The organism is Burkholderia sp. ABCPW 14, assembly GCF_001523835.1.
GTDB classification, from domain to species: domain Bacteria; phylum Pseudomonadota; class Gammaproteobacteria; order Burkholderiales; family Burkholderiaceae; genus Burkholderia; species Burkholderia mayonis.
This window is the reverse complement of sequence record NZ_LOVS01000135.1, coordinates 51227-77124: the sequence shown is the minus strand read 5'-3', so window position 1 is coordinate 77124 and position 25898 is coordinate 51227. Positions and strand designations below refer to the sequence as shown.

At 68.1% G+C, this 25898-nt stretch carries 18 protein-coding genes; 9 read left to right on the top strand and 9 right to left on the bottom strand.

What is annotated here, in order from left to right:
• Nucleotides 1-209: 209 nt before the first annotated feature.
• The 3 genes from dnaK to grpE form a co-directional block, all read right to left on the bottom strand.
• Nucleotides 210-2162 carry a molecular chaperone DnaK gene (gene dnaK / locus WS62_RS21000; RefSeq protein ID WP_066574785.1) on the bottom strand — a complete coding sequence of 651 codons (1953 nt, stop codon included), beginning with the start codon at nucleotides 2160-2162 and terminating at the stop codon, nucleotides 210-212.
• 145 nt (nucleotides 2163-2307) lie between these two features.
• Nucleotides 2308-2748 carry a thioredoxin family protein gene (locus WS62_RS20995; protein WP_066574784.1) on the bottom strand — a complete coding sequence of 147 codons (441 nt, stop codon included), beginning with the start codon at nucleotides 2746-2748 and terminating at the stop codon, nucleotides 2308-2310.
• Between the two features lie 9 nt (nucleotides 2749-2757).
• Nucleotides 2758-3294 (bottom strand): nucleotide exchange factor GrpE, encoded by a 537-nt coding sequence (grpE, locus tag WS62_RS20990; protein ID WP_059470834.1) that lies wholly within the window; start codon nucleotides 3292-3294, stop codon nucleotides 2758-2760.
• A 364-nt stretch (nucleotides 3295-3658) separates the two neighbouring features.
• Here grpE and WS62_RS37515 point away from each other — a divergent pair, with 364 nt between their 5' ends.
• Nucleotides 3659-3820 carry a hypothetical protein gene (locus WS62_RS37515; protein WP_197422886.1) on the top strand — a complete coding sequence of 54 codons (162 nt, stop codon included), beginning with the start codon at nucleotides 3659-3661 and terminating at the stop codon, nucleotides 3818-3820.
• Here the strand turns inward: WS62_RS37515 and WS62_RS20985 are convergent.
• From WS62_RS20985 to hrcA, 3 genes are all read right to left on the bottom strand, one after another.
• Nucleotides 3792-4199, bottom strand: coding sequence for an RNA-binding S4 domain-containing protein (locus WS62_RS20985; protein WP_066574782.1), 408 nt, complete (start codon nucleotides 4197-4199; stop codon nucleotides 3792-3794). The genes WS62_RS37515 and WS62_RS20985 overlap by 29 nt on opposite strands.
• A 5-nt stretch (nucleotides 4200-4204) precedes the next feature.
• Entirely contained in the window at nucleotides 4205-5272 is a 1068-nt protein-coding gene (gene hemH, locus WS62_RS20980) for a ferrochelatase (RefSeq protein WP_066574780.1), read from the bottom strand.
• Between the two features lie 196 nt (nucleotides 5273-5468).
• Nucleotides 5469-6491, bottom strand: coding sequence for a heat-inducible transcriptional repressor HrcA (gene hrcA / locus WS62_RS20975; RefSeq protein ID WP_066574778.1), 1023 nt, complete (start codon nucleotides 6489-6491; stop codon nucleotides 5469-5471).
• A 131-nt stretch (nucleotides 6492-6622) separates the two neighbouring features.
• Between hrcA and WS62_RS20970 the strand changes: the two genes are divergently transcribed.
• Together WS62_RS20970 and recN are read left to right on the top strand one after the other, a co-directional pair.
• Complete coding sequence (locus tag WS62_RS20970) at nucleotides 6623-7525, top strand: NAD kinase (protein ID WP_066487298.1); 903 nt, start codon at nucleotides 6623-6625, stop codon at nucleotides 7523-7525.
• 29 nt (nucleotides 7526-7554) lie between these two features.
• Nucleotides 7555-9204 carry a DNA repair protein RecN gene (gene recN / locus WS62_RS20965; RefSeq protein WP_066574775.1) on the top strand — a complete coding sequence of 550 codons (1650 nt, stop codon included), beginning with the start codon at nucleotides 7555-7557 and terminating at the stop codon, nucleotides 9202-9204.
• 427 nt (nucleotides 9205-9631) lie between these two features.
• Here the strand turns inward: recN and glnE are convergent, their stop codons facing one another.
• On the bottom strand, nucleotides 9632-12409 hold the full coding sequence (gene glnE / locus WS62_RS20960; RefSeq protein ID WP_066574772.1) for a bifunctional [glutamate--ammonia ligase]-adenylyl-L-tyrosine phosphorylase/[glutamate--ammonia-ligase] adenylyltransferase: 2778 nt from the start codon (nucleotides 12407-12409) through the stop codon (nucleotides 9632-9634).
• 181 nt (nucleotides 12410-12590) lie between these two features.
• Between glnE and WS62_RS20955 the strand changes: the two genes are divergently transcribed.
• From WS62_RS20955 to WS62_RS20930, 5 genes are all read left to right on the top strand, one after another.
• Entirely contained in the window at nucleotides 12591-16784 is a 4194-nt protein-coding gene (locus tag WS62_RS20955; protein WP_066574771.1) for a YhdP family protein, read from the top strand.
• A 45-nt stretch (nucleotides 16785-16829) separates the two neighbouring features.
• Nucleotides 16830-17657, top strand: coding sequence for a carbon-nitrogen hydrolase family protein (locus WS62_RS20950; RefSeq protein WP_066574766.1), 828 nt, complete (start codon nucleotides 16830-16832; stop codon nucleotides 17655-17657).
• A 110-nt stretch (nucleotides 17658-17767) separates the two neighbouring features.
• A complete protein-coding gene (tldD, locus tag WS62_RS20945; protein ID WP_066574764.1) occupies nucleotides 17768-19237 on the top strand; it encodes a metalloprotease TldD in 1470 nt (489 codons plus the stop codon).
• Nucleotides 19238-19648: 411 nt separating this feature from the next.
• Nucleotides 19649-20722 (top strand): 3-deoxy-7-phosphoheptulonate synthase AroG, encoded by a 1074-nt coding sequence (aroG, locus tag WS62_RS20935; RefSeq protein WP_066574763.1) that lies wholly within the window; start codon nucleotides 19649-19651, stop codon nucleotides 20720-20722.
• Between the two features lie 721 nt (nucleotides 20723-21443).
• The gene (locus WS62_RS20930; protein WP_066574760.1) at nucleotides 21444-22253 is read left to right on the top strand and encodes a hypothetical protein; all 810 of its coding nucleotides are present in this window, start codon (nucleotides 21444-21446) and stop codon (nucleotides 22251-22253) included.
• Between the two features lie 185 nt (nucleotides 22254-22438).
• On the opposite strand, the gene hmpA is transcribed toward WS62_RS20930, so the two are convergent.
• Together hmpA and WS62_RS20920 are read right to left on the bottom strand one after the other, a co-directional pair.
• Nucleotides 22439-23647 (bottom strand): NO-inducible flavohemoprotein, encoded by a 1209-nt coding sequence (hmpA, locus tag WS62_RS20925; RefSeq protein WP_066574758.1) that lies wholly within the window; start codon nucleotides 23645-23647, stop codon nucleotides 22439-22441.
• 120 nt (nucleotides 23648-23767) lie between these two features.
• Nucleotides 23768-24319: a cob(I)yrinic acid a,c-diamide adenosyltransferase gene (locus WS62_RS20920; protein ID WP_066574753.1), complete on the bottom strand. Its 552-nt coding sequence runs from the start codon at nucleotides 24317-24319 to the stop codon at nucleotides 23768-23770.
• A gap of 154 nt (nucleotides 24320-24473) precedes the next feature.
• Between WS62_RS20920 and WS62_RS20915 the strand changes: the two genes are divergently transcribed.
• Entirely contained in the window at nucleotides 24474-25880 is a 1407-nt protein-coding gene (locus WS62_RS20915; protein ID WP_066574751.1) for an FAD-binding oxidoreductase, read from the top strand.
• Nucleotides 25881-25898: the final 18 nt, after the last annotated feature.

Below are 25898 nucleotides of genomic sequence, written 5' to 3'. Positions count from 1 at the left end.
TAAAGTCTTGCGACTGGTTGAGCGCCGCGCCGGCCGGCCCGCAGAAGCCGGTCGGCGCAGTGCTCGCCATAAAACAAATGTGCCCGGAGAGCCGCGAGGCCCGCCAGGCGCAAGTATGATCCGCCAATTCGGCAGTGAAGAAACGGACCCGGGAAAGCCGCGCCGCGCACCTCGCGTGGGTGCCCGGCACGGCCCGACCTCGACCCGGCTTAGTCCTTCTTCACTTCCTTGAAGTCGGCGTCGACGACGTCGTCGACCGTCTGCGCGCCGCCCTGCGCCGCGCCTTCGGCTGCTGCGGCACCGGCAGCGCCCGCCGCGCCGGCCTGCTGCGCCTGCATGTCGGCGTACATCTTCTCGCCGAGCTTCTGCGACGCCGTCGCGACCGCTTCGATCTTCGCATCGATCGCCGCCTTGTCGCTCGACGCGCTCTTCAGCACATCCTCGAGCTCCTTCAGCGCGGCTTCGATCTTCTCCTTCTCGCCCGCGTCCAGCTTGTCGCCGTACTCGGCGAGCGCCTTCTTCGTGCTGTGGACGAGCGCGTCGCCCTGGTTGCGCGAATCGGCCAGCTCACGCAGACGGTGATCTTCTTCCGCGTTCGCTTCCGCGTCCTTCACCATCTTCTCGATCTCGGCTTCGGACAGACCCGAGTTCGCCTTGATCGTGATCTTGTTTTCCTTGCCGGTCGCCTTGTCCTTCGCGCCGACGTGCAGGATGCCGTTCGCGTCGATGTCGAAGGTCACTTCGATCTGCGGCACGCCGCGCGGTGCGGGCGGGATGCCTTCCAGGTTGAATTCGCCGAGCAGCTTGTTGCCCGCCGCCATTTCGCGTTCGCCCTGGAACACCTTGATCGTCACGGCGCCCTGGTTGTCGTCCGCCGTCGAGTACACCTGCGCGTGCTTCGTCGGGATCGTGGTGTTCTTGTTGATCATCTTCGTCATCACGCCGCCGAGCGTCTCGATGCCGAGCGACAGCGGGGTCACGTCGAGCAGCAGCACGTCCTTGCGGTCGCCCGACAGAACCTGGCCCTGGATCGCCGCGCCCACCGCGACGGCTTCGTCCGGGTTCACGTCGCGGCGCGGGTCCTTGCCGAAGAACTCCTTCACCTTCTCCAAGACCTTCGGCATGCGGGTCTGGCCGCCCACCAGGATCACGTCGTCGATGTCCGATACCTTGACGCCCGCGTCCTTGATCGCGATGCGGCACGGCTCGATCGTACGCTCGACCAGATCCTCGACCAGCGCTTCGAGCTTCGCACGCGTGATCTTCAGGTTCAAGTGCTTCGGACCCGACGCGTCCGCCGTGATGTACGGCAGGTTGATTTCGGTCTGCTGGCCCGACGACAGCTCGATCTTCGCCTTTTCGGCGGCTTCCTTCAGGCGCTGCAGCGCGAGCACGTCCTTCGACAGGTCGACGCCCTGCTCCTTCTTGAACTCGCCGATGATGTAATCGATGATGCGCTGGTCGAAGTCCTCGCCGCCGAGGAACGTGTCGCCGTTCGTCGACAGGACTTCGAACTGCATTTCGCCGTCGACGTCCGCGATCTCGATGATCGACACGTCGAACGTGCCGCCGCCCAGGTCATACACCGCGATCTTGCGGTCGCCCTTCTCGGCCTTGTCGAGGCCGAACGCGAGCGCGGCAGCCGTCGGCTCGTTGATGATCCGCTTGACTTCGAGGCCCGCGATGCGGCCCGCGTCCTTGGTTGCCTGGCGCTGGCTGTCGTTGAAGTACGCCGGCACCGTGATCACGGCTTCCGTGACCGGCTCGCCGAGGTAATCCTCAGCGGTTTTCTTCATCTTGCGCAGCACTTCGGCCGAGACCTGCGGCGGCGCGAGCTTCTGGCCGTGCGCTTCGACCCACGCGTCGCCGTTGTCGGCCTTGGTGATCTTGTAGGGCATCAGGCCGATGTCCTTCTGCACTTCCTTCTCTTCGAAGCGGCGGCCGATCAAGCGCTTCACCGCGAAGAGCGTGTTCTTCGGGTTCGTCACCGATTGACGCTTGGCCGGCGCGCCGACGAGGACCTCGTTGTCGTCCATGTAGGCGATGATCGACGGCGTCGTGCGCGCGCCTTCCGAGTTCTCGATGACCTTGACCTGATTGCCTTCCATCACGGCGACGCACGAATTCGTGGTGCCGAGGTCAATACCGATGATCTTTCCCATTTTTCCTAATCTCCAGAAATCCCTGTTCGCTGCGGCGTCGGCGGGTTGCTGCCCGCTGCGCCGCGCCAAATTCGACTCTGCACTCGAAATAAGTGCGGCCGCGTCGTTTTCAAGACCTCGAAGGCGATGCGGCCATTAAATTTTTTCAATCGGCGGGACGGTCCGCTTCGCCTGCGACGTCGGCCTCCGCCTTCGCGCGCGCCGCGGCGACGGCCGCCTCGAACTGCGCGAGCCCATGCCAGCCGGTCGCCCGGCCGAGCCGCTTGCCGCGCCAGAAGAAAAACCAGGTCGGCACGCCGTGCAGCGCGAAGCGCCGCGCGAGCTCGCGATGTTCGTAGACGTTGCTGTGGAACCATTCGAGGCCGAGCGCACGGATCGCGTCCGGGTTCGCGAGCATCGCTTTCTTCGCGATTTCACAGTTCAAGCAGCCGGCGCCGCGAAGCAAGTCCCCTTGGGGGGCGCCCCAGAAGAAGACGACGGCGAGCGCGTCGCCCGCGCTCGCTAGCCCGGCGTCGAAGCTCTCGGCGTCCAGTTCCTGCATGTCGAACGCCGCGAACGCAGTCGCATCGACGCCCGTGCCCGCCATCGCCGTCCCTTACTTCGGTTGCGCGACCGTCACGAGCGCCGGACGCAGCACGCGGTCGGCGATCGTGTAGCCCTTCTGCAGCACGGCGACGACCGTGTTCGGCTCCTGGTCGGCCGGCACCATCGAGATCGCCTGGTGCAAATGCGGATCGAATTTCTCGCCGACCGGATTGAGCGCCGCGACACGGCCCTTCTCGAGCGCGCTCTGCAATTGGCGCAGCGTCAGCTCGACGCCTTCGCGGACCTTCGCGAGATCGCCGGACGTATCGCCCACCGCCGCCTCGAGGCTGTCGAGCACGGGCAGCAGGTTTTCGGCGAAATTCTCGATCGCGAATTTGTGCGCCTTCGTGACGTCGTCCTGCGCACGGCGGCGCACGTTTTCGGTTTCCGCCTTCGCGCGCAGGAAGCTCTCCTGCAGCTCGGCGAGCTTGGCTTGAGCCTCGGCGAGCGCGGCTTCTGCAGCCGGCGCCGCGTTTTCCGCGGCCTGCGCCTCGCGACCGGTTTCTTCAGTCGTTTGGTCAGTCGGGTTCTCTTGCGTGTTTTCCATATCGCTAGAAAGTCGGTTTAGAGGTTAAAGCCAAAACGGCAGCCGGCTTCGCGCTTTTTCACGCAAACGGCCGACGCCGCACAATATCGGTGCAAATGGGGCTCCAGGCAACGATTTCAAGTGGGTTTTTCGCAAGAATCGCGCCCCCACCGGAGGCATCGCGCCGCGCCGCAGTGCGCCACGGCCGCCGCCCCGGATTCAGTCCGAAACGGCCTGTAACAACCCTTACCGGCCGGTCGCTGGATCGCGCCAGTGCGCTGCACTACACTTGCCAAAGGCGCGTCGAGGACCATGTATACCCTGACCCGACAACGCCCGACACCGGACCAGAGGCCCTTTCACCCGTCTTCTCGAGGGGAGTACCGTGAAACTGACCTTCGCTATTTCGGCAGTCGCGCTGGTACTCATCGCCGGCACGACGACCATCTGCCTATCGGGCGCCGTCACCGAACACACGACGGAATACGGCAGCGCGCGCGCGACGTTCGATCAGCTATTCAGCTCCCATTCGAAAATCTGTCGATGACCCGGCGGTCCCGCTTCGTCGGCCGCCCTTGCAGCTCGGCCGCCGGCTCGCGGAAACGCCGGCGCCGGTCGAGTTCCGCCAGACGCTGCTCCCGCCCCGCTTCCGTCTCCGCATAGAGCGTCTGCGCGACGCTCGCCGGCCCGCGCACGTCGCATACGCCGACCACGTCGACCTGCCAGACGACGCGCTCGATCGTCACGTCGACCCGGTCGCCGACGCGCACTTCCTTCGCCGGCTTGACGGCCACGCCGCCGATTTTCACGCGCCCTTTCTCGACGGCGTCGGCTGCGAGCGAACGGGTCTTGAAGAAGCGCGCGGCCCAGAGCCACTTGTCGATGCGCAGCCGCGCACCGGGTTCAGTCGAAATCTTGAAGTTCATGGCAGTCAGCTCACGATCTCCGGCGCCGCCGCGACGCGCACCGGCCAGCCTTGCAGGTTTTCGGCGGCAATCTCGCCGAGCGCCGCGATCCACGCGGGCGACGCGTTCAGGCACGGAATCCGGTGAAATTCCCTGCCGCCGCCGTGCAGGAACTCGTCGCGCACCTCGATCCCAATCTCCTCGATCGTCTCGAGGCAGTCGGCGGTGAAGCCCGGGCAGAACACGTCCGCGCGGCGCACGCCCGCCGTGCCCAGTTCCTTGAGCGTCGGCGCCGTATAAGGCTGCAGCCATTCGGCCTTGCCGAAGCGCGACTGGAACGTGACACGGCACTCGAACGTCGTCAGGCCGAGCGCGGACATCAGCAGCGAGGCCGTCTGCTGGCATTGCTCGTGGTATGGATCGCCGAGATCGAGCGTGCGCTTCGGCACGCCGTGAAAGCTCAGCACGAGCTTGTCGCCCGAATCGAACACAGGCCGGCCGTGCGCGGCCCAATACTGGCGGACCTGCTCGGCAAGCGCGTGAATGTACGCCGGGTGGCCCGCGTAGTGGCGCACCGTGCGCACCTCCGGCTGGTTGCGCATCCGGCCGAGCGCGGCGAACGCGGCGTCGAACGCAGTGGCCGTCGTCGACGCCGAATATTGCGGATACATCGGCAGCAGCAGCACCCGCTCGGCGCCCGCGCGCTTCAATTGCGAGAGCACGTCGGCGATGCTCGGCGTCCCGTAGCGCATCGCGTAGTCGACGATCACCCGGTAGCCGTTCGCCGCGAAGAGCGGCCGCAAGCACTCGACCTGGCGCTCCGTATGGACGCGCAGCGGCGAGCCCTCGGACATCCAGACGGCTGCGTACTTCCTCGCGGACGCGCGGCTGCGCAGCGGCAGGATCAGCGTGCGCAGGATCACCTGCCAGACGGCCTGCGGGATCTCGACGACGCGCGGATCGGACAGGAACTGCGCGAGATAGCGGCGCACCGCGCGCGGCGTCGGCTCGTCGGGCGTGCCCAGGTTGACGAGCAGCACGGCGACGCGGTGGGCGGCCGACGCATGCGACGGCGGTTCGAGGTCAAAGCGCATGGAAAGATCGTGCCGGGGCACCGAATCGAACGACACTCATTATAGCGGGGCGGCCCCGGCCCACCAGTCGGCCGTCCGGCCTATTGCGCGACGAGCTGCGGGACGGCACGATGCGGTGACGGACTCGATCGAGAGAAAACGGCGCAGGACGCCGCAAAAGTGTGATGAAACGGCGATGAAGCGCGTGCGGAACCGGTTACTGCTGGCTGAGCGTCAGCGACAGGAGGCGCGCGGTGATGTCGACGATCGGAATCACGCGGTTGTAGGCCATCCGCGTCGGCCCGATCACGCCGAGCGTGCCGACGATCTTGCCGTTGACCTCGTACGGGGCCGTCACGACGCTCATTTCGTCGATCGGCACGAGCGTCGATTCGCCGCCGATGAAGATCTGCACGCCCTGCGCGTGGCTCGACACGTCGAGCAGTTGCAGGAGGCTCGTCTTCTGGTCGAACACGTCGAACAGCTTGCGCAGCCGCGCCATGTCGGACGAAAGATCCGCCACTTCGAGCAGGTTGCGCTCGCCGGAGATCAGCACGGTGTCCTCGTCGTCGGCCTCCTCGGTGCTCACCGTGACGGCCGCGTGCATCAGCGCCGTCATGTCGCCGCGCAGCTCGTCGATCTCCTCGCGCAACCGGCGGCGCACCTCGTCGAACGACAGGCCGGCGAAGTGCGCGTTGATATAGTTCGACGCCTCGGTGAGCTGCGCGGGCGTGTAGTCGCGCTGCGTCGCGATCATGCGGTTCTGCACATCGCCTTCGGGCGTCACGATGATGAGGAGGATCCGCTTGTCCGACAGGCGCAGGAACTCGATCTGCTTGAACACGTGGCTGCGGCGCGGCGTCAGCACGACGCCCGCGAACTGCGACAGGTTCGACAGCACGCTCGCCGCGGCCGCGACGACCTTCTGCTGCGGATCGCCCGCCTGCAGCGTGGTCTGCACGAGCCGCGTGACGGCGTCGGCGTCGATCGGCGACTCGACCGTCAGCATCGTGTCGACGAAGAGGCGGTAGCCGCGCGGCGTCGGCACGCGCCCCGCCGACGTGTGCGGGCTCGACACGAGGCCGAGCTCCTCCAGGTCGGACATCACGTTGCGGATCGTCGCCGGGCTCAGCTCGAGCCCGGAATAACGAGACAACGTGCGTGATCCGACCGGCTGACCGTCGGCGATATACCGCTCGATCAGCGTCTTGAGGAGGGTTCGTGCGCGTGGATCTAACATGACGGAAAATTTTAGCGCAACCAGGCGGCGCCCGCGAGCGTCCCGCGCGCATCGTCCGTTCCCCACCCGTTTTGCCGCCCCCGGGCCGGCGAGCGGTTCTTTTCGTCATCGAGCTATGGTGTAATGCCGGCATGAAAATCGGCCACCAATTCCATACCGTCGCGCTCGTCGGGCGCAGCAACACGCCTGGCATCGCCGAGCCGCTGGCGTCGCTCGCCGCGTGCATCGCGAAGCGCGGCTTCGAAGTCGTGTTCGAGGCCGACACCGCGCAGGCGATCGGCAGCACGGGCTACCCGGCGCTCACGCCCGCCGAGATCGGCGCGCGCGCCGACGTCGCGGTCGTGCTGGGCGGCGACGGTACGATGCTCGGCATCGGCCGCCAGCTCGCGCCGTACAAGACGCCGCTCATCGGCATCAACCACGGCCGGCTCGGCTTCATCACCGACATCCCGGCGTCCGACATGCGGGACGTCGTGCCGATGATGCTCGCGGGCAGCTTCGAGCGCGAGGAGCGCACGCTGCTCGAGTCCCGCATCGTGCGCGACGGCGAGCCGATCTACCACGCGCTTGCGTTCAACGACGTCGTCGTGAACCGCAGCGGCTTCTCCGGGATGGCCGAGCTGCGCGTATCGGTCGACGGCCGCTTCATGTACAACCAGCGCTCGGACGGCCTCATCGTCGCGACGCCGACGGGCTCGACCGCGTACGCGCTGTCGTCGTCGGGGCCGATCCTGCATCCGCAGCTACAGGGGTTCGTACTCGTGCCGATCGCGCCGCACGCGCTGTCGAACCGGCCGATCGTGCTGCCGGACGATTCGAAGATCGCGATCCAGATCATCGGCGGGCGCGACGTGAACGTGAACTTCGACATGCAGTCGTTCACGGCGCTCGAGCTGAACGACACGATCGAGGTACGCCGCTCGAAGCACACGGTGCCGTTCCTGCACCCGGTCGGCTACAGCTACTATGTGACGCTGCGCAAGAAGCTCCACTGGAACGAACACCCGTCGAGCGAAGAAGACGACGACGCATAAGTCCTGACGCCACCTTCCGACCGCCACTCATGCTCCGCCACCTCTCGATCCGCGACTTCGTCATCGTCGCCGCGCTCGACCTCGAATTCGACAGCGGCTTCTCCGTCTTCTCGGGCGAAACGGGCGCCGGCAAATCGATCCTGATCGATGCGCTCGCACTCGCGCTCGGCGAACGTGCAGACGCGAGCGTCGTGCGCACCGGCTGCGCGCGCGCCGACATCAGCGCCGAATTCACGCCGCACGACCGCGTCGCACGCTGGCTCGACGAGCATGCTTTCGATGCCGACGATGCGGTGATGCTGCGGCGCGTCGTCGACGCGAACGGCCGCTCGCGCGCCTTCATCAACGGCACGAGCGCGACGCTCGCGCAACTGCGCGAAGTGGGCGAGATGCTCGTCGACATCCACGGCCAGCATGCGCACCAGTTGCTGATGCGCACGGACGCGCAGCGCGAGCTGTTCGACGCGCACGCGGGGCTCGTCGCCGACGCGGCCGCCGTCGCGCGCGGCTTTCGCGCGTGGCGCGACGCGACGCACGCGATCGAGGCCGCGCTGGCGCACGAGCGCGAGCGCCAGCTCGAACGCGAAAAGCTCGCGTGGCAGCTCGCCGAGCTCGACAAGCTCGCGCCACAGCCGGGCGAATGGGACGAAATCAGCACCGAGCACAAGCGCCTCACGCATTCCGCGAACCTGATCGACGGCGTCCAGGGCGCGCTCGACGCGATCTCCGAATCCGACGACGCGATGCTCACGCAGCTCGGCGCGATCGTGTCGAAGCTTCGCAGCCTCGCCGAGTACGATTCGGCGCTGAACGACGCGCTCGCGTCGCTCGAGCCGGCCGAGATCCAGCTACAGGAAGCGTCGTACTCGCTGTCGCATTACGCGCAGCGGCTCGACCTCGATCCGGACCGCCTCGCGCAGGTCGAATCGCGGCTCGACGCGCTGCACTCGACCGCGCGCAAGTTCCGGCTGCCGCCCGAGACGCTGCACGACGAGCACGAGGCGCGCCGCGCGCAGCTCGCCGAGCTCGACGCCACCGCCGACCTGACCGCGCTGCAGGCGATCGCCGACAAGGCGAAGCAAGCGTATCTCGCCGACGCGAAGAAGCTGTCGAAGGCGCGCGCGCAGGCGGCGAAGGCGCTCGCCGCGGCGGTGACGACGGGCATGCAGGAATTGTCGATGGCGGGCGGGAGCTTCGAAGTCGCGCTCGTGCCGCTCGCCGACGGCGGCGCGCACGGTCTCGAGCAGGTCGAATTCCGCGTCGCGGGCCATGCTGGCGTGCCGCTGCGGCCGCTCGCAAAGGTCGCGTCCGGCGGCGAGCTCGCGCGGATCAGTCTCGCGCTCGCGGTGATCGCGAGCGCGGCGAGCCCGACGCCGACGCTCATCTTCGACGAAGTCGACACGGGCATCGGCGGCGGCGTCGCCGAGGTGGTCGGGCGGCTGCTGCACCAGCTCGGGCAGATGCGGCAGGTGCTGTGCGTCACGCACCTGCCGCAGGTCGCCGCGCGCGGCGATCATCACTTCCAGGTCGCGAAGGGTCAGGGCGGCGACGGCGGCACCGTGTCGACGGTCGTGCCGCTCGACCGCGCGAGCCGGATCGAGGAAGTCGCACGGATGCTGGGCGGCCTCGAAATCACCGCGACGACGCGCAAGCACGCGAAGGAGATGCTGACCGCATGACGCGGCGCACGCGCGCGCCGGGTGCGGCGTTCCGCGCGTCGCGGCAGCGTTCTGTCCCCGCGACGTCGGAAACCGGCGGTCCTGCCGCATCGCCCCGGCTCCCGGCACGCCCGGTCGAATCGCGCGGCAACTGACACACGGCGGCCCGGCGGGGCCGTCGCCCGGTGCCGCGAACGTCCGGGCGACAACCGCCGGCGGCGCGCCCGATCAAAGGTCGACGCCGTGTCCGGAAAAGGACGAGGCCGTATGAAAACGCGAAACAACCCGGTTTTCGGCTGTCGCTTTCCTCTTCCCGCGCGACTGCCAAGCCAATAGGGATGATCCGCAGGGTCGAGTTTTTCGCCTGGAGCATTCGGATGCGTTCACCCGCTCTCGGACAGTTGGCGCGGCATGCCGGACGCAGCCGGCGTGCTCCGCGCCCTTCCCGCTACGCGCCGAACACCCGATTCCACAGCGCGGCCACCGCATCCCGCTCGGCCGCGACCCGCTCCGGCTGAACGCGCGCCTTCTCCATCCCGTCGAGCCGCAGCCGGTGCTGCAGCTTCCGGTAGGTCCGGTAAGCCGCGCCGACCGTCTCCGCCTCGTCTTCACTCATCAGCCCGAAACGCGACACCTCGCGCAGCAGCGCGATGTTGCCGGTGTTGCGGATCATCTCGGGATGGCGCGCCGCGTGCAGCAGCACCCAGTACTGGACGACGAACTCGATATCGACCATTCCGCCGCGATCGTGCTTCAGGTCGAACAGCGCGCTCGTGTTCGGATGCCCGGCGAACACCTTGTCGCGCATCCCGGCGATCTCCTTCGCGAGCACCGCCGCGTCGCGCGGCGTCGTCAGCACCTGCACGCGGATCGCCTCGAACGCCGCGCCGATCCGCGCGTCGCCCGCGCTGTAGCGCGCGCGCGTGAGCGCCTGGTGCTCCCACACCCACGCGGTGTTCGCCGCGTCGCCCTCGCGCAGCTGGTAGCGCCTGAACGCGTCGAGGTCAGTGACGAGGAGGCCCGCCTCGCCGTTCGGCCGCAGCCGCAGATCGATGTCGAACAGCGTGCCCGCGCCCGTCGCCGTCGTGAGCCATGTGATCAGGCGCCGCGTGAACGTCGTGTAGACGTCGGCCGCGCGCTCGTCCGGATCGTCGTACAGGAAGATCAGGTCGAGATCGGACGCGTAGCCGAGCTCCTTGCCGCCCAGCTTGCCGTACGCGATCACCGCGAAACGCGGCGTGTCGCGGTGGCGCTTCGCGAGCTGCGACCAGACGACGCCGATCGTCACGTCGAGCATCGCGTCGGCGAGCTCCGACAGGCGGTCGCTCACGTGCTCGACCGACAGCTTGCCGGCCAGATCGAGCAACAGGATCCGGAACACCTCCGCGTGGTGCGCGTGGCGCAGCAGGTCCATCTGATGCTCGGCGCCGTCGGCGGCCGCGAGCCGCGTGCGCAACGCATCCTTGAACGCCGGCCAGTCGAACGGGCTCTCGATCGCCTCGTCGTCGAGCAATTCATCGAGCAATTGCGGATGGCGGATCAGGTAGCCGCCGCCCCAGCGCGTCGCGCCGAGCACCGACAGCACGCGCCGCAGCGCCGCCGGATATTCGGTCAGGAGCGCGAGGTACGCGCCGCGTCGGCCGACCGTCTCGAGCAGGTCGAAGCAGCGCACGACGGTCTCGTCGCGATGCGCGGCGTCGATCCGCGGCGCCGCCTCGAGCGCGCGCTGCGCGACGCGGTCGAATCGCACGCGGCTCGATTCCGGCAGCCCCGTGTAGCGCGACGAGCGCCATACCGCCTGCAGCCGCGCGAGCACCGCCGCCGGATCGGCGAAACCGAGCTCGGCGAGGCGTGCGGCGAGCGCATCGTCGGCGCTGTCGTCGGCGAGCGCGCCGCTCCAGATGCAACCCGCCGCGCCTTCGTCCGCGCGGCGCTTGCCGCCGCCCGCCTTGTCGGCGAACACCTGATCGAACTGCGCCTCGACGAACGCGCGGTGCCGGTCGAGCTCCGCCATCAGCGCCGCATAGTCGGCGAACCCGAGCGACGCGGCGAGCGCCGCGCGCTCGGCCGGATCGACCGGCATCGCATGCGTCTGCGCGTCGTTCCGGTATTGCAGCCGATGCTCGAGCGTTCGCAGGAACAGATAGGCATCGGCGAGGCCCGCGCGGACGTCGTCGGCGATCAGGCCGCGCGCGTTCGCGTGGCGCAGCACCGCGAGCGTCGGCCGCACCCGGAAGTCCGCGTCCTGGCCGCCGCGAATCAATTGGAACACCTGCGCGCTGAACTCGATCTCGCGAATCCCGCCGCGGCCCAGCTTGATGTCGTCGGCCTTGTCGGGCCGCATCATCGCGCGCCGCCGCGCCTCCTGGCGGATCTGCTCGTGCAGCGACCGGATCGCGCCGATCACGCCGAAATCGAGGTAGCGCCGGTAGACGAACGGCTTGACGATCGCGTCGAGCTGCTGCGCAAGGCGCCGCGCGGCGTCGCTCTCGCGCTCGGTCACGAGCCGGCCCTTGATCCACGCGTAGCGCTCCCACTCGCGCCCCTGCACGTAGAAATACTCCTCGAGCATCCCGAGGCTGCAGACGAGCGGGCCCGAATCGCCGTTCGGGCGCAGCCGCATGTCGACGCGGAACACGTAGCCGTCGGCCGTCGCCTCGGACAGCGCGCCGATCAGGCGCCGCCCGAGCCGCATGAAGAACTCGTGCGCGGAGATCGGCGGGCGGGCGCCGCCCGCCGTCTCGCCGTCGTCCTCGTAGACGAAGATCAGATCGATATCGGACGACACGTTCAGCTCGCGGCCGCCCAGCTTGCCCATCCCGACGACGCCGAGCGCGAGCCGCTCGCCCGACGGGCCGCGCGGCTCGCCGTACAGCGCTTCGAGTTCCGCCGACAGCAGCGCGACCGCGCGCTGGATCGCGACCTCCGCGAGGTCGCTCATCGCGCCGGTGACTTCGGCGACGTCGGCGCGCCCCGACAGGTCGCGCTCGGCGACCGCGCCGAACGCCTCGATGCGCAGTTGCCGCAGCGCCTTCTTCAGCGTGTCCTCGGACGGCGGCTGGCCGCCTTCGGCGAGCAGCGCGTCGAGGCGCGCGTCGAGCGCCGCGCGCGCGACGGGCGCGGCCGCCCACGCGGCGATGCGCTCGGCGAGCGCCGGCCGCGCCGCGGCCGCGCGGGCGAGATAGTGCGAATAGGAAAGGGACAGCAGATCGGAGGCGTCGGTCATCGTCAAACGCGCGTCGCGCGGTGAAAGGCCGCGGGCCGCCGCGCGCGGGCGGCGCACGGAGCAGGCACGCGGCCGGCCGGACAGCCCGCGCGAACGGCGTCGCGAAAGCCGTCTGCGGGAACCCGTGTGATACATTTGAACGTCAGTCCGCAAAACTACCATATCGCCGCCCCTTCGCCGCATGTCCGACCGTCAGGATTCCGCCGCAACGACCGAAGCCGGACCTCCGCAGCACGATCACCCGGTCTTGCGTCGCGTGTTCAAGGGCGTGCTGGCGATCGCGCTCGCCGCTTACTTCATCGCGGCCGCCCTCTTCCTCGGGCTGCGCTACCTGCTGCTGCCGCGCATCGACGAGTACCGTCCGCGGATCGAAACCTTCGTCTCGCAAAAGCTCCACGCCCAATTGCGGATCGGCCGGCTCGCGCCGCACTGGTCGGGGATGCAGCCGGGCGTCGACATCAGCAACCTGACGATCCGCGGCCGCGACGGCCGCGTCGCGCTGTCGGTCCCGCACGCGACGGCCGCGCTGTCGTGGCGCTCGCTCGCGCGCTTCGCGCCGACGCTGTCGAGCCTCGTCGTCGACAATCCCGACCTGCTGACCGAGCGCCGCGCGGACGGCTCCCTCTTCGTCGCGGGCGTCGCCGTGCCGACGACGAAAACAGGCGCCGACGACACGTTCAGCGCGTGGCTGCTGAAGCAGGAGGCGATCGTGCTGCGAGGCGGCACGCTGCGCTGGCGCGACGCGCAGCACGACGCGCCCGAGCTCGTGTTGAAGGGCATCCGCATCGCGGTGCTGAACGACGGCATCGTCCACCGGATCGCGCTGCAGGCGCCCGCGAACGGCACGCTGTTCCACGGCCCGCTCGACTTCCGCGCGCGCTTCGTCCACAAGGCGCTCGCGCCGATCGGCAAGCCGTCGAACTGGACGGGCGACGCGTACCTGTCGACGGGCCCCGTCGACCTGCCGACGCTCGCACGCTATGCGAGCATCCGCCTGACCGCGTACGCGGGCCGGATCGACAACGCGATCTGGGCGCATTTCGCCGACGGCCATCTGTACGGCGCGGGCGGCGAGCTGCGCGGCTACGACGTCGCGCTGCGCGTGCGCCCGACGCAGCCGCGGCTCGACATCCCGGTCGCACGCTTCGGCTGGGACGTCGCGATCGACCCGAAACGCGACTACACGCTGCACCTGTCGCAACTGCACGCGGAGCTCGGCCAGCCGCCGCTGCCCGACGGCACGCCGCTCTCCCGCGCGCTCGCGCTGCACACGCTGACGGCGCGCTACCGCGTGCCGAGCGTCGACGAAGGCCAGTTGCTGAGCGTGTCCGGCGACCGCGTCGATCTCGGGATCCTCGCCGAATTCATCCGCGGGCTGCCGCTTCCGGCGCGACTGCGCAACGAGCTCGTGCGCTTCGATCCGCGCGGGCTGGTCGCGAACTACGCGATCGAGGTCGAGCGCGCGAAGCCGGCGAGCGCCGAATTCGTCGACGAAGAACGCCAGAGCGGCACCGCGCCGATCATCCGCTACCGATTCCAGGGCGACCTGCAGGGGATCAGCTTCGAGGCGCAGGAGCCGCCGCCCGGGCTGTCGCCGCACGGCCACCCGCGCGCGGGGATTCCTGGCGTCGAGAACCTGTGGGGCCACGTCGACGCGGACGAGAAAGGCGGCGCGGCGAGCTTCGACACGGTCGACGCGGCCGTCACGGTGCCCGGCGTGTTCGACGAGCCGCGCCTCGCGTTCGACCGGCTGCGCGGTCGCGCGAACTGGACCATCACGCCGGCGCCGGGCGAGCGGCATGCGCGGGTCGACGTCGCGGTGCCGGAGTTCCATGTCGAGAACGCCGACGCGGCGATCGCGGTCGCGGGCAGCTACGCGAACCCCGGCCACGGCCGCGGCTCGCTCGACCTGAAGGCCGACTTCGAGCGCGCGGCCGTCGCGCGCATCACCCGCTACCTGCCGACGAGCCTGTCCGACCACCTGCGCCTGTACCTCGGCCACGCGCTGCAGGCGGGCCAGGTGAAGAAAGGCGCGACGATCGTCGCGAAGGGCCCGCTCGAGACTTTCCCGTACGAGCACGATCCGAAGGCGGGCGTGTTCCACATCGTCGCGCCGTTTTCGGGCGGCAAGTTCGAGCCGACGCCGCAGCCGCCGCGCACGCTCGCGAACGGCACGCCGAACGTGTGGCCCGCGCTCGACGGGATCGACGGCGTGTTCGAGCTCGAACAGAACAGGCTGCGCTTCGACATCGACCGCGCGCACTACAAGGGCGTCGCGCTCACGAAGGTGACGGGGCGAATCGACGATCTCGGCCGCCCCACGCATTCGCCGCTCGTGATCGAAGGCCGGGCGCACGGCCCGCTCGCCGATCTGCTCGACTACGCGAACCACAGCGCGGTTGCCGGGATGACCGGCCACATCGGCAACCTCGTGCGCGCGCAAGGGCCGGCGACGCTCGCGCTCAAGCTCGACATCCCGCAGCACGTTCAGCATCCGCACGTCGGCGTCGACGGCGCGCTCGGCTTCGCCGGCAACACGCTCGAAGCCGACGGCGTGCCGCCGTTGACGCGGCTGCGCGGCAACGTGCGCTTCACCCAGCACACCGCGACGGTCGACCGGCTGACCGCGCGCTTCCTCGGCGGCGACGTGCGCGCGAGCGGCTCGCTGTCGGCGAACGGCCGCTATGCGTTCGACGTCGACGGCCGTCTGTCGGTCGACGCCGCGCGCGGACTGAACCTGCGCGGCGCGGCGGCGGCCGCGCTCGAGCGCGTCGTCGGCGAGGCGCCGTATCAGCTCGCCGTGCGCGGTGCGAAAGGCGGCCTGCCCGACATCACCGCGAGCTCGGACCTGACGGGCGTCGCGCTCGACTTCCCCGCGCCGTTCGCGAAGCCGGCCGGCACGCCGATGCCGTTCAGCTTCGCGCTCGCACCCGAGCCGCAGGCGGGCGCCGAGCCGCTCGAGCGCGCGGACCTGAAGCTCGGCCCGCTCGCCGCGACGTACCTGCTCGACGTCGAGCGCGGCCAGCCGGTGCGCGCGGTGCGCGGCGCGATCGGGATGAACCGGATGCCCGACATGCCGCAGGAAGGCGTGAGCGCGGCCATCGACGTGCACGCGCTCGACGCGGATGCGTGGCAAGCGTTCGCGCAAGGCTTCGGCAAGTCGCCCGCCGCACGTGAAAAGCCGGCCGCCGCGCCGCTCGATCTCGCGAGCTTCGCGCCGAAGCGTTTCGCGCTGCACTTCGGCACGCTGAGGCTCCTGAAGCGCAACTGGGAGAACGTGATCGTCGGCGCGTCGCACATCGACGATCTGTGGCAGGCGAACATCGCGTCGAACCAGGTGTCCGGCTATCTGTCATGGGCGCCGGGCGGCGGCCCGGCGGGCCCGGGCGTGCTGAGCGCGCGGCTCGCGAAGCTCGTGATCCCGGCGAGCGCCGAGCACGATCTCGTCGGCCGCGCGATCGATTTGCCGACGCCCACCAACCATGCGATGCCGGCAATCGACCTCGTCGTCGACCAGGTCGTCGCGCGCGGCCACGACATCGGCCGGCTCGAGGTCGACGCGCGCAACATCGACGAGAACGGCATTCCCGTCTGGCAGCTCGACAAGCTCGAGCTCGCGAATCCGGCCGCGAAGCTCACCGCGACCGCGAACTGGCGCACGTCGCGGCGCGCGCTCGCGCGCGGCGTCGACGAGGACGACGCGCCGCGCCGCACGGTGTTCGACTTCACGCTCGCGATCGACGACGCGGGCGCCCTCCTCGACCGCGTCGGCCTGCCGAGGACCGTCGAGAACGGGCGCGGCACGCTGTCGGGCAAGGTCGCGTGGCGCGGCGGTCCGACCGTGATCGACTATCCGACGCTGAACGGCCGCCTGTCGCTCGACCTCGCGCACGGCCAGATCCTGAAGGTCGATCCGGGCGCGGCGAAGCTGCTCGGCGTGCTGAGCCTGCAAGGCCTCGCGCGCTTCCTGACGCTCGACTTTCGCGACGTGATCGGCAAGGGCCTGCCGTTCGAGACGATTACGGGCACGGGCAGGATCGACAATGGCATCGCCCATACGCAGGATTTCGAAATGAAGACGCCGCCCGCGAAAGTGACGGTGACGGGATCGGTCGACCTCGCGCACGAGACGCAGGATCTGAATGCGCACATCGCGCCGAAGGTCAGCGCGAGCGCGGCCGCGATCGGCGCCGCGATCTTCAATCCGCTCCTCGGCCTGGGCGTGCTCGCCGCGAACCTCGCGCTGTCGCAGACGCTCGCGCACGCGTTCGCGGTGAACTACGCGATCACGGGATCGTGGGCGCATCCGCACATCGAGCGTGTCGGCAACGATCGGGGTAAGATGGGCTACGCGCCCGCGGCCACCCAGCACTGACGCGGCCGCCGGGCCCGCACCCTTTTTTCGGCTATCGAATCCGCCATGACCGACCGCCATGCCTCAGCCACGCCGTTTCGGGTCGCCGCACTGCAGATGGTCAGCACGCCCGATCTCGAACGCAACCTCGCCGAAGCCGGCCGGCTGATCGCCGACGCGGCGGCGTCGGGCGCGTGGCTCGTGCTGCTGCCCGAGTACTTCTGCTTCATGGGCCACGCCGACGTCGACAAGCTCGCGCTCGCCGAGCCTTACCAGGACGGCCCGATCCAGCGCTTTCTCGCCGACCGCGCGAAAGCGCACGGCGTCTGGGTGATCGGCGGCACGCTGCCGCTGAAGGCGCCCGAGCCGTCGCGCGTGCTGAACACGACGCTCGTGTTCGACCCGCAGGGGCGCGAAGCGGCCCGCTACGACAAGATCCACCTGTTCAACTTCGAGAAGGGCGACGAGTCGTTCGACGAGGCCCGCACGATCCGCCCGGGCGACGCGGTGCGCGCGTTCGACGCGCCGTTCGGCCGGGTCGGCCTGTCGGTCTGCTACGATCTGCGCTTTCCGGAGCTGTACCGGAAGATGGGCGACTGCGCGATGATCGTCGTGCCGTCGGCGTTTACATACACGACGGGCCGCGCGCATTGGGAAACGCTCCTGCGCGCCCGCGCGGTCGAGAATCAATGCTACGTGCTCGCCGCCGCGCAAGGCGGCAAGCACGAAAACGGCCGCCGCACGTGGGGCCACAGCATGCTCGTCGATCCGTGGGGCGAGGTCGTCGCGGTGCGCGACGAAGGCGCGGGCGTCGTCGCGGGCGATATCGATCCCGCGCGGATCGCCGACGTGCGGCAGAGCCTGCCCGCGTGGCGGCACCGCGTGCTCGCATGAGCGCCGGATCGCCGGACCGCCGCCATTGAAAGACGGCCGCCGCGATCCATCTAACCGGAAAGAAGGCGCGTCCGACAACCGTTTCAGAATTTGAGAATCCCCGAATCCGCATGAACATCATCGAACCCGGCATCCGCAATCTCGCACTCGCGAAGGACGTCCTGCTCACGCCGTACGGCCTCGACGAAACCCTCTTGACGCGCACGCTCGCCGACATCTTCACGCATCGCGTCGATTACGCGGACCTGTACTTCCAGGCGACCCGCAGCGAAGCATGGAGTCTCGAGGAAGGCATCGTCAAATCGGGCAGCTTCAGCATCGACCAAGGCGTCGGCGTGCGTGCGGTCGCGGGCGACCGCACCGCGTTCGCGTATTCGGACGACCTGTCGCCCGACGCGATCCTCCAGGCGGCCGCGGCGACGAAAGCGATCGCCGCCGCGGGCGGCGGCAAGCAGAAGATTCGCGCCGCGTCGTCGCTGAAAGGCATCTCGGGCCGCGACCTGTACCTGCCCTCCGATCCGCTCGCGTCGCTTGACGCGACCGCGAAAGTGAAGCTCCTCGAGCGCGTCGAGCAGATGGCGCGCGGCCGCGACCCGCGTATTACGCAGGTGATGGCGGGCCTCGCGGGCGAATACGACGTCGTGCTCGTTGCGCGCAGCGACGGCGCGCTCGCGGCGGACATCCGCCCGCTCGTGCGCGTGTCGGTAACCGTGATCGCCGAGCAGAACGGCCGGCGCGAGATCGGCTCGGGCGGCGGCGGCGGCCGCTTCGACTACGGCTACTTCACCGACGACGTGCTGTCGCGCTACGTCGACGACGCGGTGCACGCGGCGCTCGTGAACCTCGACGCGCGTCCCGCGCCCGCGGGCGCGATGACGGTCGTGCTCGGCCCGGGCTGGCCCGGCGTGCTGCTGCACGAAGCGATCGGCCACGGCCTCGAAGGCGATTTCAACCGCAAGGGCTCGTCGGCATTCGCGGGCCGCATCGGCGAGCAGGTCGCGGCGAAGGGCGTGACGGTCGTCGACGACGGCACGCTGCCGAACCGCCGCGGGTCGCTGAACATCGACGACGAAGGCAACCCGACGCAATGCACGACCCTCATCGAGGACGGCATTCTGAAGGGCTACATCCAGGACACGCTCAACGCGCGGCTGATGAAGATGCCCGTCACCGGCAATGCGCGGCGCGAGTCGTACGCAGCGCTGCCGATGCCGCGGATGACAAACACGTACATGCTGAACGGCGACAAGGATCCGCAGGAGATCATCGAGTCGGTCAAGCATGGCCTCTATGCGGTGAACTTCGGCGGCGGCCAGGTCGACATCACGAACGGCAAGTTCGTGTTCTCGGCATCCGAGGCGTACATGATCGAGGACGGCAAGGTCACGTACCCGGTGAAGGGCGCGACGCTGATCGGCAGCGGCCCGGAATCGCTCAAGTACGTGAGCATGATCGGCAACGACATGAAGCTCGACACGGGCGTCGGCGTGTGCGGCAAGGAGGGGCAGAGCGTGCCCGTCGGCGTCGGCCAGCCGACGTTGCGGCTCGACAACATGACAGTCGGCGGCACTGCGTCGTAATGCGGCATTGCCGCATCTTGGCGCAGACAATTCGCGCGAATTGCCGAAATCGCGCGGGTCGTCCGCATTTTTAGGGTCACAGGATTGCCAGCCGCGCGCCGACCGGGTATAAATCTCATTCTGTTATCGCTTCATTGATGAACCGCATCTCCGCCATGTCCGCAAAGTTTTACTTTTACTTTTTTTGGCATCTCAGACCGCTGGCGGATCGAGAGGAGTGATGGCGCGCGAAGCGCAACCGAATTCCCGAAAAACCGCCGGCGAACCCGGCGGTTTTTTTTCGCCCCGCCGGTTCGCAGCAGCGGCAGACGGAACGATCCACCGGCTTTTCCGAACAACCCGATTTGTCGAATTGAATAGCTAGCCGCACCCGCGTTCGCCGGGCGGCGCCCCGAACTGGAGAACTCAAGCATGCCCCCGCACAATACCGACGACGTCCGCATCCGAGAACTCAAGGAACTGATTCCGCCTGCGCACCTGATACGCGAATTCGCGCTGAGCGAAGCGGTGTCGGAACTCATCTACAACTCGCGCCAGGCGATGCACCGGATCCTGCACGGGATGGACGATCGCCTCATCGTCATCATCGGGCCGTGCTCGATTCACGACACCAAGGCGGCGCTCGAATACGCGGGCCGGCTCGTCAAGGAGCGCGGGCGCTTCGAGAACGAGCTCGAGATCGTGATGCGGGTGTACTTCGAGAAGCCGCGCACGACGGTCGGCTGGAAGGGGCTCATCAACGATCCGCACCTCGACAACAGCTTCAAGATCAACGACGGCCTGCGCACCGCGCGCGAGCTGCTGCTGCAGATCAACGAGATGGGGCTGCCCGCCGGCACGGAGTACCTCGACATGATCAGCCCGCAGTACATCGCCGACCTGATCTCGTGGGGCGCGATCGGCGCGCGCACGACGGAATCGCAGGTGCACCGCGAGCTCGCGTCGGGGCTGTCGTGCCCGGTCGGCTTCAAGAACGGCACCGATGGCAACGTGAAGATCGCGGTCGATGCGATCAAGGCCGCGTCGCAGCCGCACCATTTCCTGTCGGTGACGAAGGGCGGGCATTCGGCGATCGTGTCGACGGCCGGCAACGAGGACTGCCACGTGATCCTGCGCGGCGGCAAGGCGCCGAACTACGACGCGGACAGCGTGAACGCCGCGTGCACGGACATCGGCAAGGCGGGCCTCGCCGCGCGGCTGATGATCGACGCGAGCCACGCGAACAGCTCGAAGAAGCACGAGAACCAGATCCCGGTCTGTGCGGACATCGGCCGCCAGATCGCGGCGGGCGACGAGCGGATCGTCGGCGTGATGGTCGAATCGCATCTCGTCGAGGGCCGCCAGGATCTGAAGGAAGGCTGCGAGCTGACCTACGGCCAGAGCATCACCGACGCGTGCATCAACTGGGACGACAGCGTGCAGGTGCTCGAAGGCCTCGCCGAATCGGTGAAGGCGCGGCGCGTCGCGCGCGGCAGCGGGAACTGATCCCCTCGACGATCGAGCACGCCCCGGGGCACCGCCCCGGGGGTTTCATATCCGATGTCGCATCACGGACCGCGCGTCCGTGCTCCGATGACAAGCCGTCCGCGACAAACGCGAGCGCGGCGAATGGCCCGGCAACGGCCCGCCGACATGTCGCGCTGCCGTGAAGGAACGCGTTCGTCCGGCATGACATCGCCCCTTGTCTCCGGCACGATCTCGAACCGGTTCCTGTACTCCTCTGCCTATTGCAAATGATGCAAATCCCGCAGGTGCGCCGGCGCAGACGGAGGCGTCACGAGGCGGCGACCGCAATCGAACACAATCAAAACAATCAGTTAGCAACCAACCAGTCGTAACGAAAAAACTCGAAATTCGCAGATCGACATCGCCGCCGCGCTCCCCGGCTTCGGACGTATCGGAAGTGAGACGTTCTCCACCGTTTCCGAAGCAAATCCTGTTTCCCGCCTGGTTCGAACGCGCCCGAATGTTCGCCGGGACACAAGTGGCACGCCGCTCGCATGGATGTCACGGTCGATTGGACTCCGTAGCGGGCACGACGCGTCCCATCGCTTCGTGCGGATAACAATCCAGAAAACTCCCTCGGTCAACCGAATGCGCCATTGCCGCCCGGCAACGCGTTGGCCGTCTCGTGTCAGCACGTTCGTGCATCGCCCATCCGATTCCAGTCGCCCCCGAACCACACTTTGGCAAGCTGGAGGCCACCATGATCGATTTCGTCCCATTCATCAAGCAGGCGTTGCACGCCGCAATAGTCATTTCAATCACGACCGCGCTCAGCGGCTGCGGGGGAGGCAGCGGGAGCGACGGTGCGGCTCCCGCCGCAGTCGTCCATGACTCCGTCGCGCCGGCAGCGGTGGCAAGCGTCAACATCGTCCCGCCGGACGCGATGTTCGAAGGCCAAACCTATGCGCAGTGGTCGACGGCGTTCTGGCAATGGGCTCTGGCGTTGCCGCTCGCCAATCCGCCGCATCCGTTTCTCGATTGCAACAACCGTCCCATCTCAGCCGCGCAAACGGGCAATGTCTGGTTTTGGTCCGCACCCAGTCTGGCGCCCGACGGATCGCCGCTCGTCTGCAACCAGTCAGCGACGATCATTCCGGCCGGCAAAGCAATATTCCTGACCATGCTCGACATAGAAGCATCGTCGCTCGATAGCCCGCCCTTCTTCGCCGCCACGGCAGTCGGCCAGCTAGCAATCGCGCAAAAGTTCTTCAGCCGCATCGGCGATCTGTTCTGCACGATCGACAACGTCCCGGTCAGCAATCTCCAGAATTACCACGCCCTCACGCAGCAATTCCACTTCCGTGCCCCCACGCCATGGATTTTCAATAGCACGGGAGGAAACGGCACGTCGGTGGCCGATGGCTATTACCTGATGCTTCAACTGCCGCCCGGCTCGCACACGATTCATTACGGCGGAACGTTCCACTTGCTCGCCAACGATCTGTATCCGGGATCGGCGCCGGTTAACTTGCCGATGGATGTCACCTTGCTCGTCACGATGGGCAAATAGCGCTTGGCCGCATGCCCACGTGCCCGAAAATGCCACCACGAAAATTTCGTCGGTGACGCAATACGGCTGCGGGCGCGCTCGTCGTCGGCGAACGCCGAGCTATCGAGCGCGCGATATCGACTGCCGCCTGTCAACGAAAAGCCCGGCTCGAGCCGGGCTCCAACGTCCGCAACGATCGACGGCGCTTACTCGAGCGCGCCCGAACCGAAGATCTCGGTCTGCACCCGCTCCGGCGCGACGCCGAGCGCGACGAGCGCGTCGCGCTGCTGCTTCATGAACGCGATCGGGCCGCAGACGTAGTAATCGGCATCCGGCACGAGCGCGTGACGCTCGAGCGCCGCCGGCGTGATCCGCCCTTCGCCGTCGTGATCGACGCCCGGCCGGTCGTTCGCGCCGACCTCTTCGTAGAACACCGCGCGCTTCACGTTCGGATGCGCGTCGGCCGTATCGTTCAACCAGTCGCGGAACGCGTGCACGCGCGCCGACCGGCAAGCGTGGATAAAGCGCACTTCACGCTCGCTGCCCGACGCGACGAGCGTCGTCGCCATCGACACCATCGGCGTGATCCCGACGCCGCCCGAGATCAGCACGACAGGCGTCGACGCATCGCGATTCAGCGCGAAGTCGCCCATCGGCGCGGTGACTTCGACGATCGAATCGACGTCGACGCCATCATGCATCAGCGTCGACACCTTGCCCGCCGGCACGTCCTCGCTGCGCCCCGCTTCGCGCTTGACCGAGATCCGCAGCCACTTGCCGTGCGGCGCGTCGGACAGGCTGTACTGGCGCGGCTGATCGACGCCCATGTCGCCGACGAAGCGCTTCACCGAAATGTACTGGCCCGGCTCGAACTCGGGCGCCGCGCCGCCGTCGGCCGGCGTCAGGTAGAACGAGGTGATCTCGTCGCTCTCGCGCACCTTCTTCGCGACCTTGAACGGGCGGAAGCCGCTCCATGCGGCGTTCTCGTACAGATTCGCCTCCGCGCCGATCAGAATCGTCGCGAGCTGGCCGTACGCGACGCGCCACGCTTCGAGCGTGTCAGGATCGACCGCGTCGCCGAGCACTTCGACGATCGACGCGAGCAGGTTCTCGCCGACGATCGGATAGTGCTCCGGCCGGATGTTCAGGCTCGCGTGCTTGTGCGCGATCCGCGACACCGCGCCGCCGAGCGCGCCGAGATTGTCGATGTTCGCCGCATACGCGTAGACCGCCTTCGCGAGCGTCTCCGGCTGGCTGCCCGTCTTCTGGTGCGTCTGGTTGAAAACGTTCTTCAGCTCGGGATGGCGCCCGAACATCCGTTGATAGAAGTGCTTCGTGATCGTCGCGCCGTACTCCGCGAGAACCGGTGCGGTCGCTTTCACTCGGGCCATCTGCTCGGCGGTCATCTGCGTCATGAAAGTATTCCTCCGTTAAACATTCTCAAACGATACATATTTATGAGCGCACCCCCGGCGGTCAAATTGTCGCACCTCGACACAATGGGTTCGCGATTGCAATGATGCGTATCAACGCGTTCAGCGCGCACGCGTGCGGTCCCACAGCACGTCGGCGCCGCCCGCCGCGCGGTTCAGCACGCGCGCGAGCACGAACAGCAGATCCGACAGCCGGTTCACGTAGCGGCGCGGCGGCGCGTTGAGCGCCTCGTGTGCGCCGAGCGCGACGATCGAGCGCTCCGCGCGCCGGCACACGGTCCGGCACACGTGCGCGAGCGCCGCGCTGCGCGCGCCACCCGGCAGGATGAACTCCTTCAGCGGCGACAGTTGCCCGTTGTAGTGCGCGAGCCAATCGTCGAGACGCGCGAGATGCGCGTCGGTGATCGCCGCGTGCCCCGGGATGCAGAGCTCGACGCCCAGGTCGAACAGGTCGTGCTGGATCGTCGACAGCGCCGCGCGGATATCGTCCGGCAGCGGTTCGGCGAGCAGCACGCCGATCTGCGAATTCAATTCGTCGACGTCGCCGATCGCCGCGATCCGCGCGTCGTCCTTGCGCACGCGGCTGCCGTCGCCGAGGCCCGTCGTGCCGTCGTCGCCCGTGCGGGTCGCGATCTTGCTCAAGCGATTGCCCATTCGTGTCCCCATGGTCAGCGGCGGCGCGCGCCGCGTCGGTAAAATTCCTATTATCGCAGCCGCCTTGGCGGCGGCGCGCGTGCTTTCGAGCGTAAAATGATTTGCCCGCCTCGCCGCGGCGCCTGCCATAAAGATCCGCCCCCAGGAGACTCGCGTGAACCACCCCGCTCCGCCGCATCGCCCGCTTCCCGCAGCGTTCGTCGACGCGCTCGCCGCCCGGTTCGCCTCGCGCACGTCGACCGCGCAAGCCGTGCGCGCCCATCACGGCCGCGACGAGTCTCCTTTCGATCCGCAACTGCCTGACGCCGTCGTGTTCGCGCACGCGGCCGACGACGTGCGCGACGCCGTCCTCCTCTGCGCGCGGCACGACGTGCCGCTGATCCCGTACGGCGTCGGCTCGTCGCTCGAAGGCCATCTGCTCGCCGTGCGCGGCGGCGTGTCGCTCGATCTGTCGGAGATGAACCGCGTGCTGTCGATCGACGCCGACGATCTGACCGCGACCGTCGAGCCCGGCGTCACGCGCCGCGCGCTCAACGACGCGCTGCGCGACACCGGCCTCTTCTTTCCGATCGACCCGGGCGCGGACGCGAGCATCGGCGGGATGACCGCGACGCGCGCATCGGGCACGAACGCGGTGCGCTACGGCACGATGCGCGAGAACGTGCTCGGCCTCACCGTCGTGCTCGCGGACGGCCGCATCGTGAAGACCGGCACGCGCGCGCGCAAGTCGGCGGCGGGCTACGATCTCACGCGGCTTTTCGTCGGCTCGGAAGGCACGCTCGGCGTGATCACCGAAATCACGCTGCGATTGCATCCGCAACCCGAGGCGGTATCGGCCGCCGTGTGCGCGTTCGAGTCGATGAGCGCCGCCGCGCGCACCGTGATCGAGACGATCCAGATCGGCGTGCCGATCGCGCGCGTCGAATTCGTCGACGCGCTCGCCGTGCGCGCGATCAATCGCAACGCGCATCTCGGGCTCGCCGAGGCGCCGACGCTCTTCTTCGAATTCCACGGCACCGAATCCGGCGTGCGCGAGCAGGCGCAGCAAGTCGAGGCGCTCGCCGAGCAGAACGGCGGCCAGGGCTTCGAATGGGCGACGCGTCCCGAAGACCGCACGCGCCTCTGGTCCGCGCGCCATCACGCCTATTTCTCGATGCTGCAACTGAAGCCCGGCTGCCGCGCGGTGACGACCGACGTCTGCGTGCCGATCTCGCAGCTCGCCGCGTGCGTCGAGCAAACCGAGGTCGATCTGAACGCATCGTCGCTGCCGTGCCCGATCGTCGGCCACGTCGGCGACGGCAACTTCCATGTCGCGATCCTGATCGATCCTTCGAAGCCCGAAGAGCTCGCCGAAGCCGAAGCGCTCAACGACCGGATCGTCGAGCGCGCGCTGCGGATGGGCGGCACCTGCACGGGCGAGCACGGCATCGGGCTGCACAAGATGCGCTTTCTCGCGGCCGAGCACGGCGAGAACGCGGTCGACGCGATGCGCGCGATCAAGCTCGCGCTCGATCCGAACAATCTGATGAATCCCGGCAAGATCTTCACGATCGACGCATGACGAAAACGAAGCCAGCGA

Excerpts from the sequence above, each read along its gene's own strand:
- dnaK (WP_066574785.1), bottom strand. The coding sequence starts at position 2,162 with ATGGGAAAGATCATCGGTATTGACCTCGGCACCACGAATTCGTGCGTC.
- WS62_RS20995 (WP_066574784.1), bottom strand. The coding sequence starts at position 2,748 with ATGGCGGGCACGGGCGTCGATGCGACTGCGTTCGCGGCGTTCGACATG.
- grpE (WP_059470834.1), bottom strand. The coding sequence starts at position 3,294 with ATGGAAAACACGCAAGAGAACCCGACTGACCAAACGACTGAAGAAACC.
- WS62_RS20985 (WP_066574782.1), bottom strand. The coding sequence starts at position 4,199 with ATGAACTTCAAGATTTCGACTGAACCCGGTGCGCGGCTGCGCATCGAC.
- hemH (WP_066574780.1), bottom strand. The coding sequence starts at position 5,272 with ATGCGCTTTGACCTCGAACCGCCGTCGCATGCGTCGGCCGCCCACCGC.
- hrcA (WP_066574778.1), bottom strand. The coding sequence starts at position 6,491 with ATGTTAGATCCACGCGCACGAACCCTCCTCAAGACGCTGATCGAGCGG.
- WS62_RS20970 (WP_066487298.1), top strand. The coding sequence starts at position 6,623 with ATGAAAATCGGCCACCAATTCCATACCGTCGCGCTCGTCGGGCGCAGC.
- recN (WP_066574775.1), top strand. The coding sequence starts at position 7,555 with ATGCTCCGCCACCTCTCGATCCGCGACTTCGTCATCGTCGCCGCGCTC.
- glnE (WP_066574772.1), bottom strand. The coding sequence starts at position 12,409 with ATGACCGACGCCTCCGATCTGCTGTCCCTTTCCTATTCGCACTATCTC.
- WS62_RS20955 (WP_066574771.1), top strand. The coding sequence starts at position 12,591 with ATGTCCGACCGTCAGGATTCCGCCGCAACGACCGAAGCCGGACCTCCG.
- WS62_RS20950 (WP_066574766.1), top strand. The coding sequence starts at position 16,830 with ATGACCGACCGCCATGCCTCAGCCACGCCGTTTCGGGTCGCCGCACTG.
- tldD (WP_066574764.1), top strand. The coding sequence starts at position 17,768 with ATGAACATCATCGAACCCGGCATCCGCAATCTCGCACTCGCGAAGGAC.
- aroG (WP_066574763.1), top strand. The coding sequence starts at position 19,649 with ATGCCCCCGCACAATACCGACGACGTCCGCATCCGAGAACTCAAGGAA.
- WS62_RS20930 (WP_066574760.1), top strand. The coding sequence starts at position 21,444 with ATGATCGATTTCGTCCCATTCATCAAGCAGGCGTTGCACGCCGCAATA.
- hmpA (WP_066574758.1), bottom strand. The coding sequence starts at position 23,647 with ATGACGCAGATGACCGCCGAGCAGATGGCCCGAGTGAAAGCGACCGCA.
- WS62_RS20920 (WP_066574753.1), bottom strand. The coding sequence starts at position 24,319 with ATGGGCAATCGCTTGAGCAAGATCGCGACCCGCACGGGCGACGACGGC.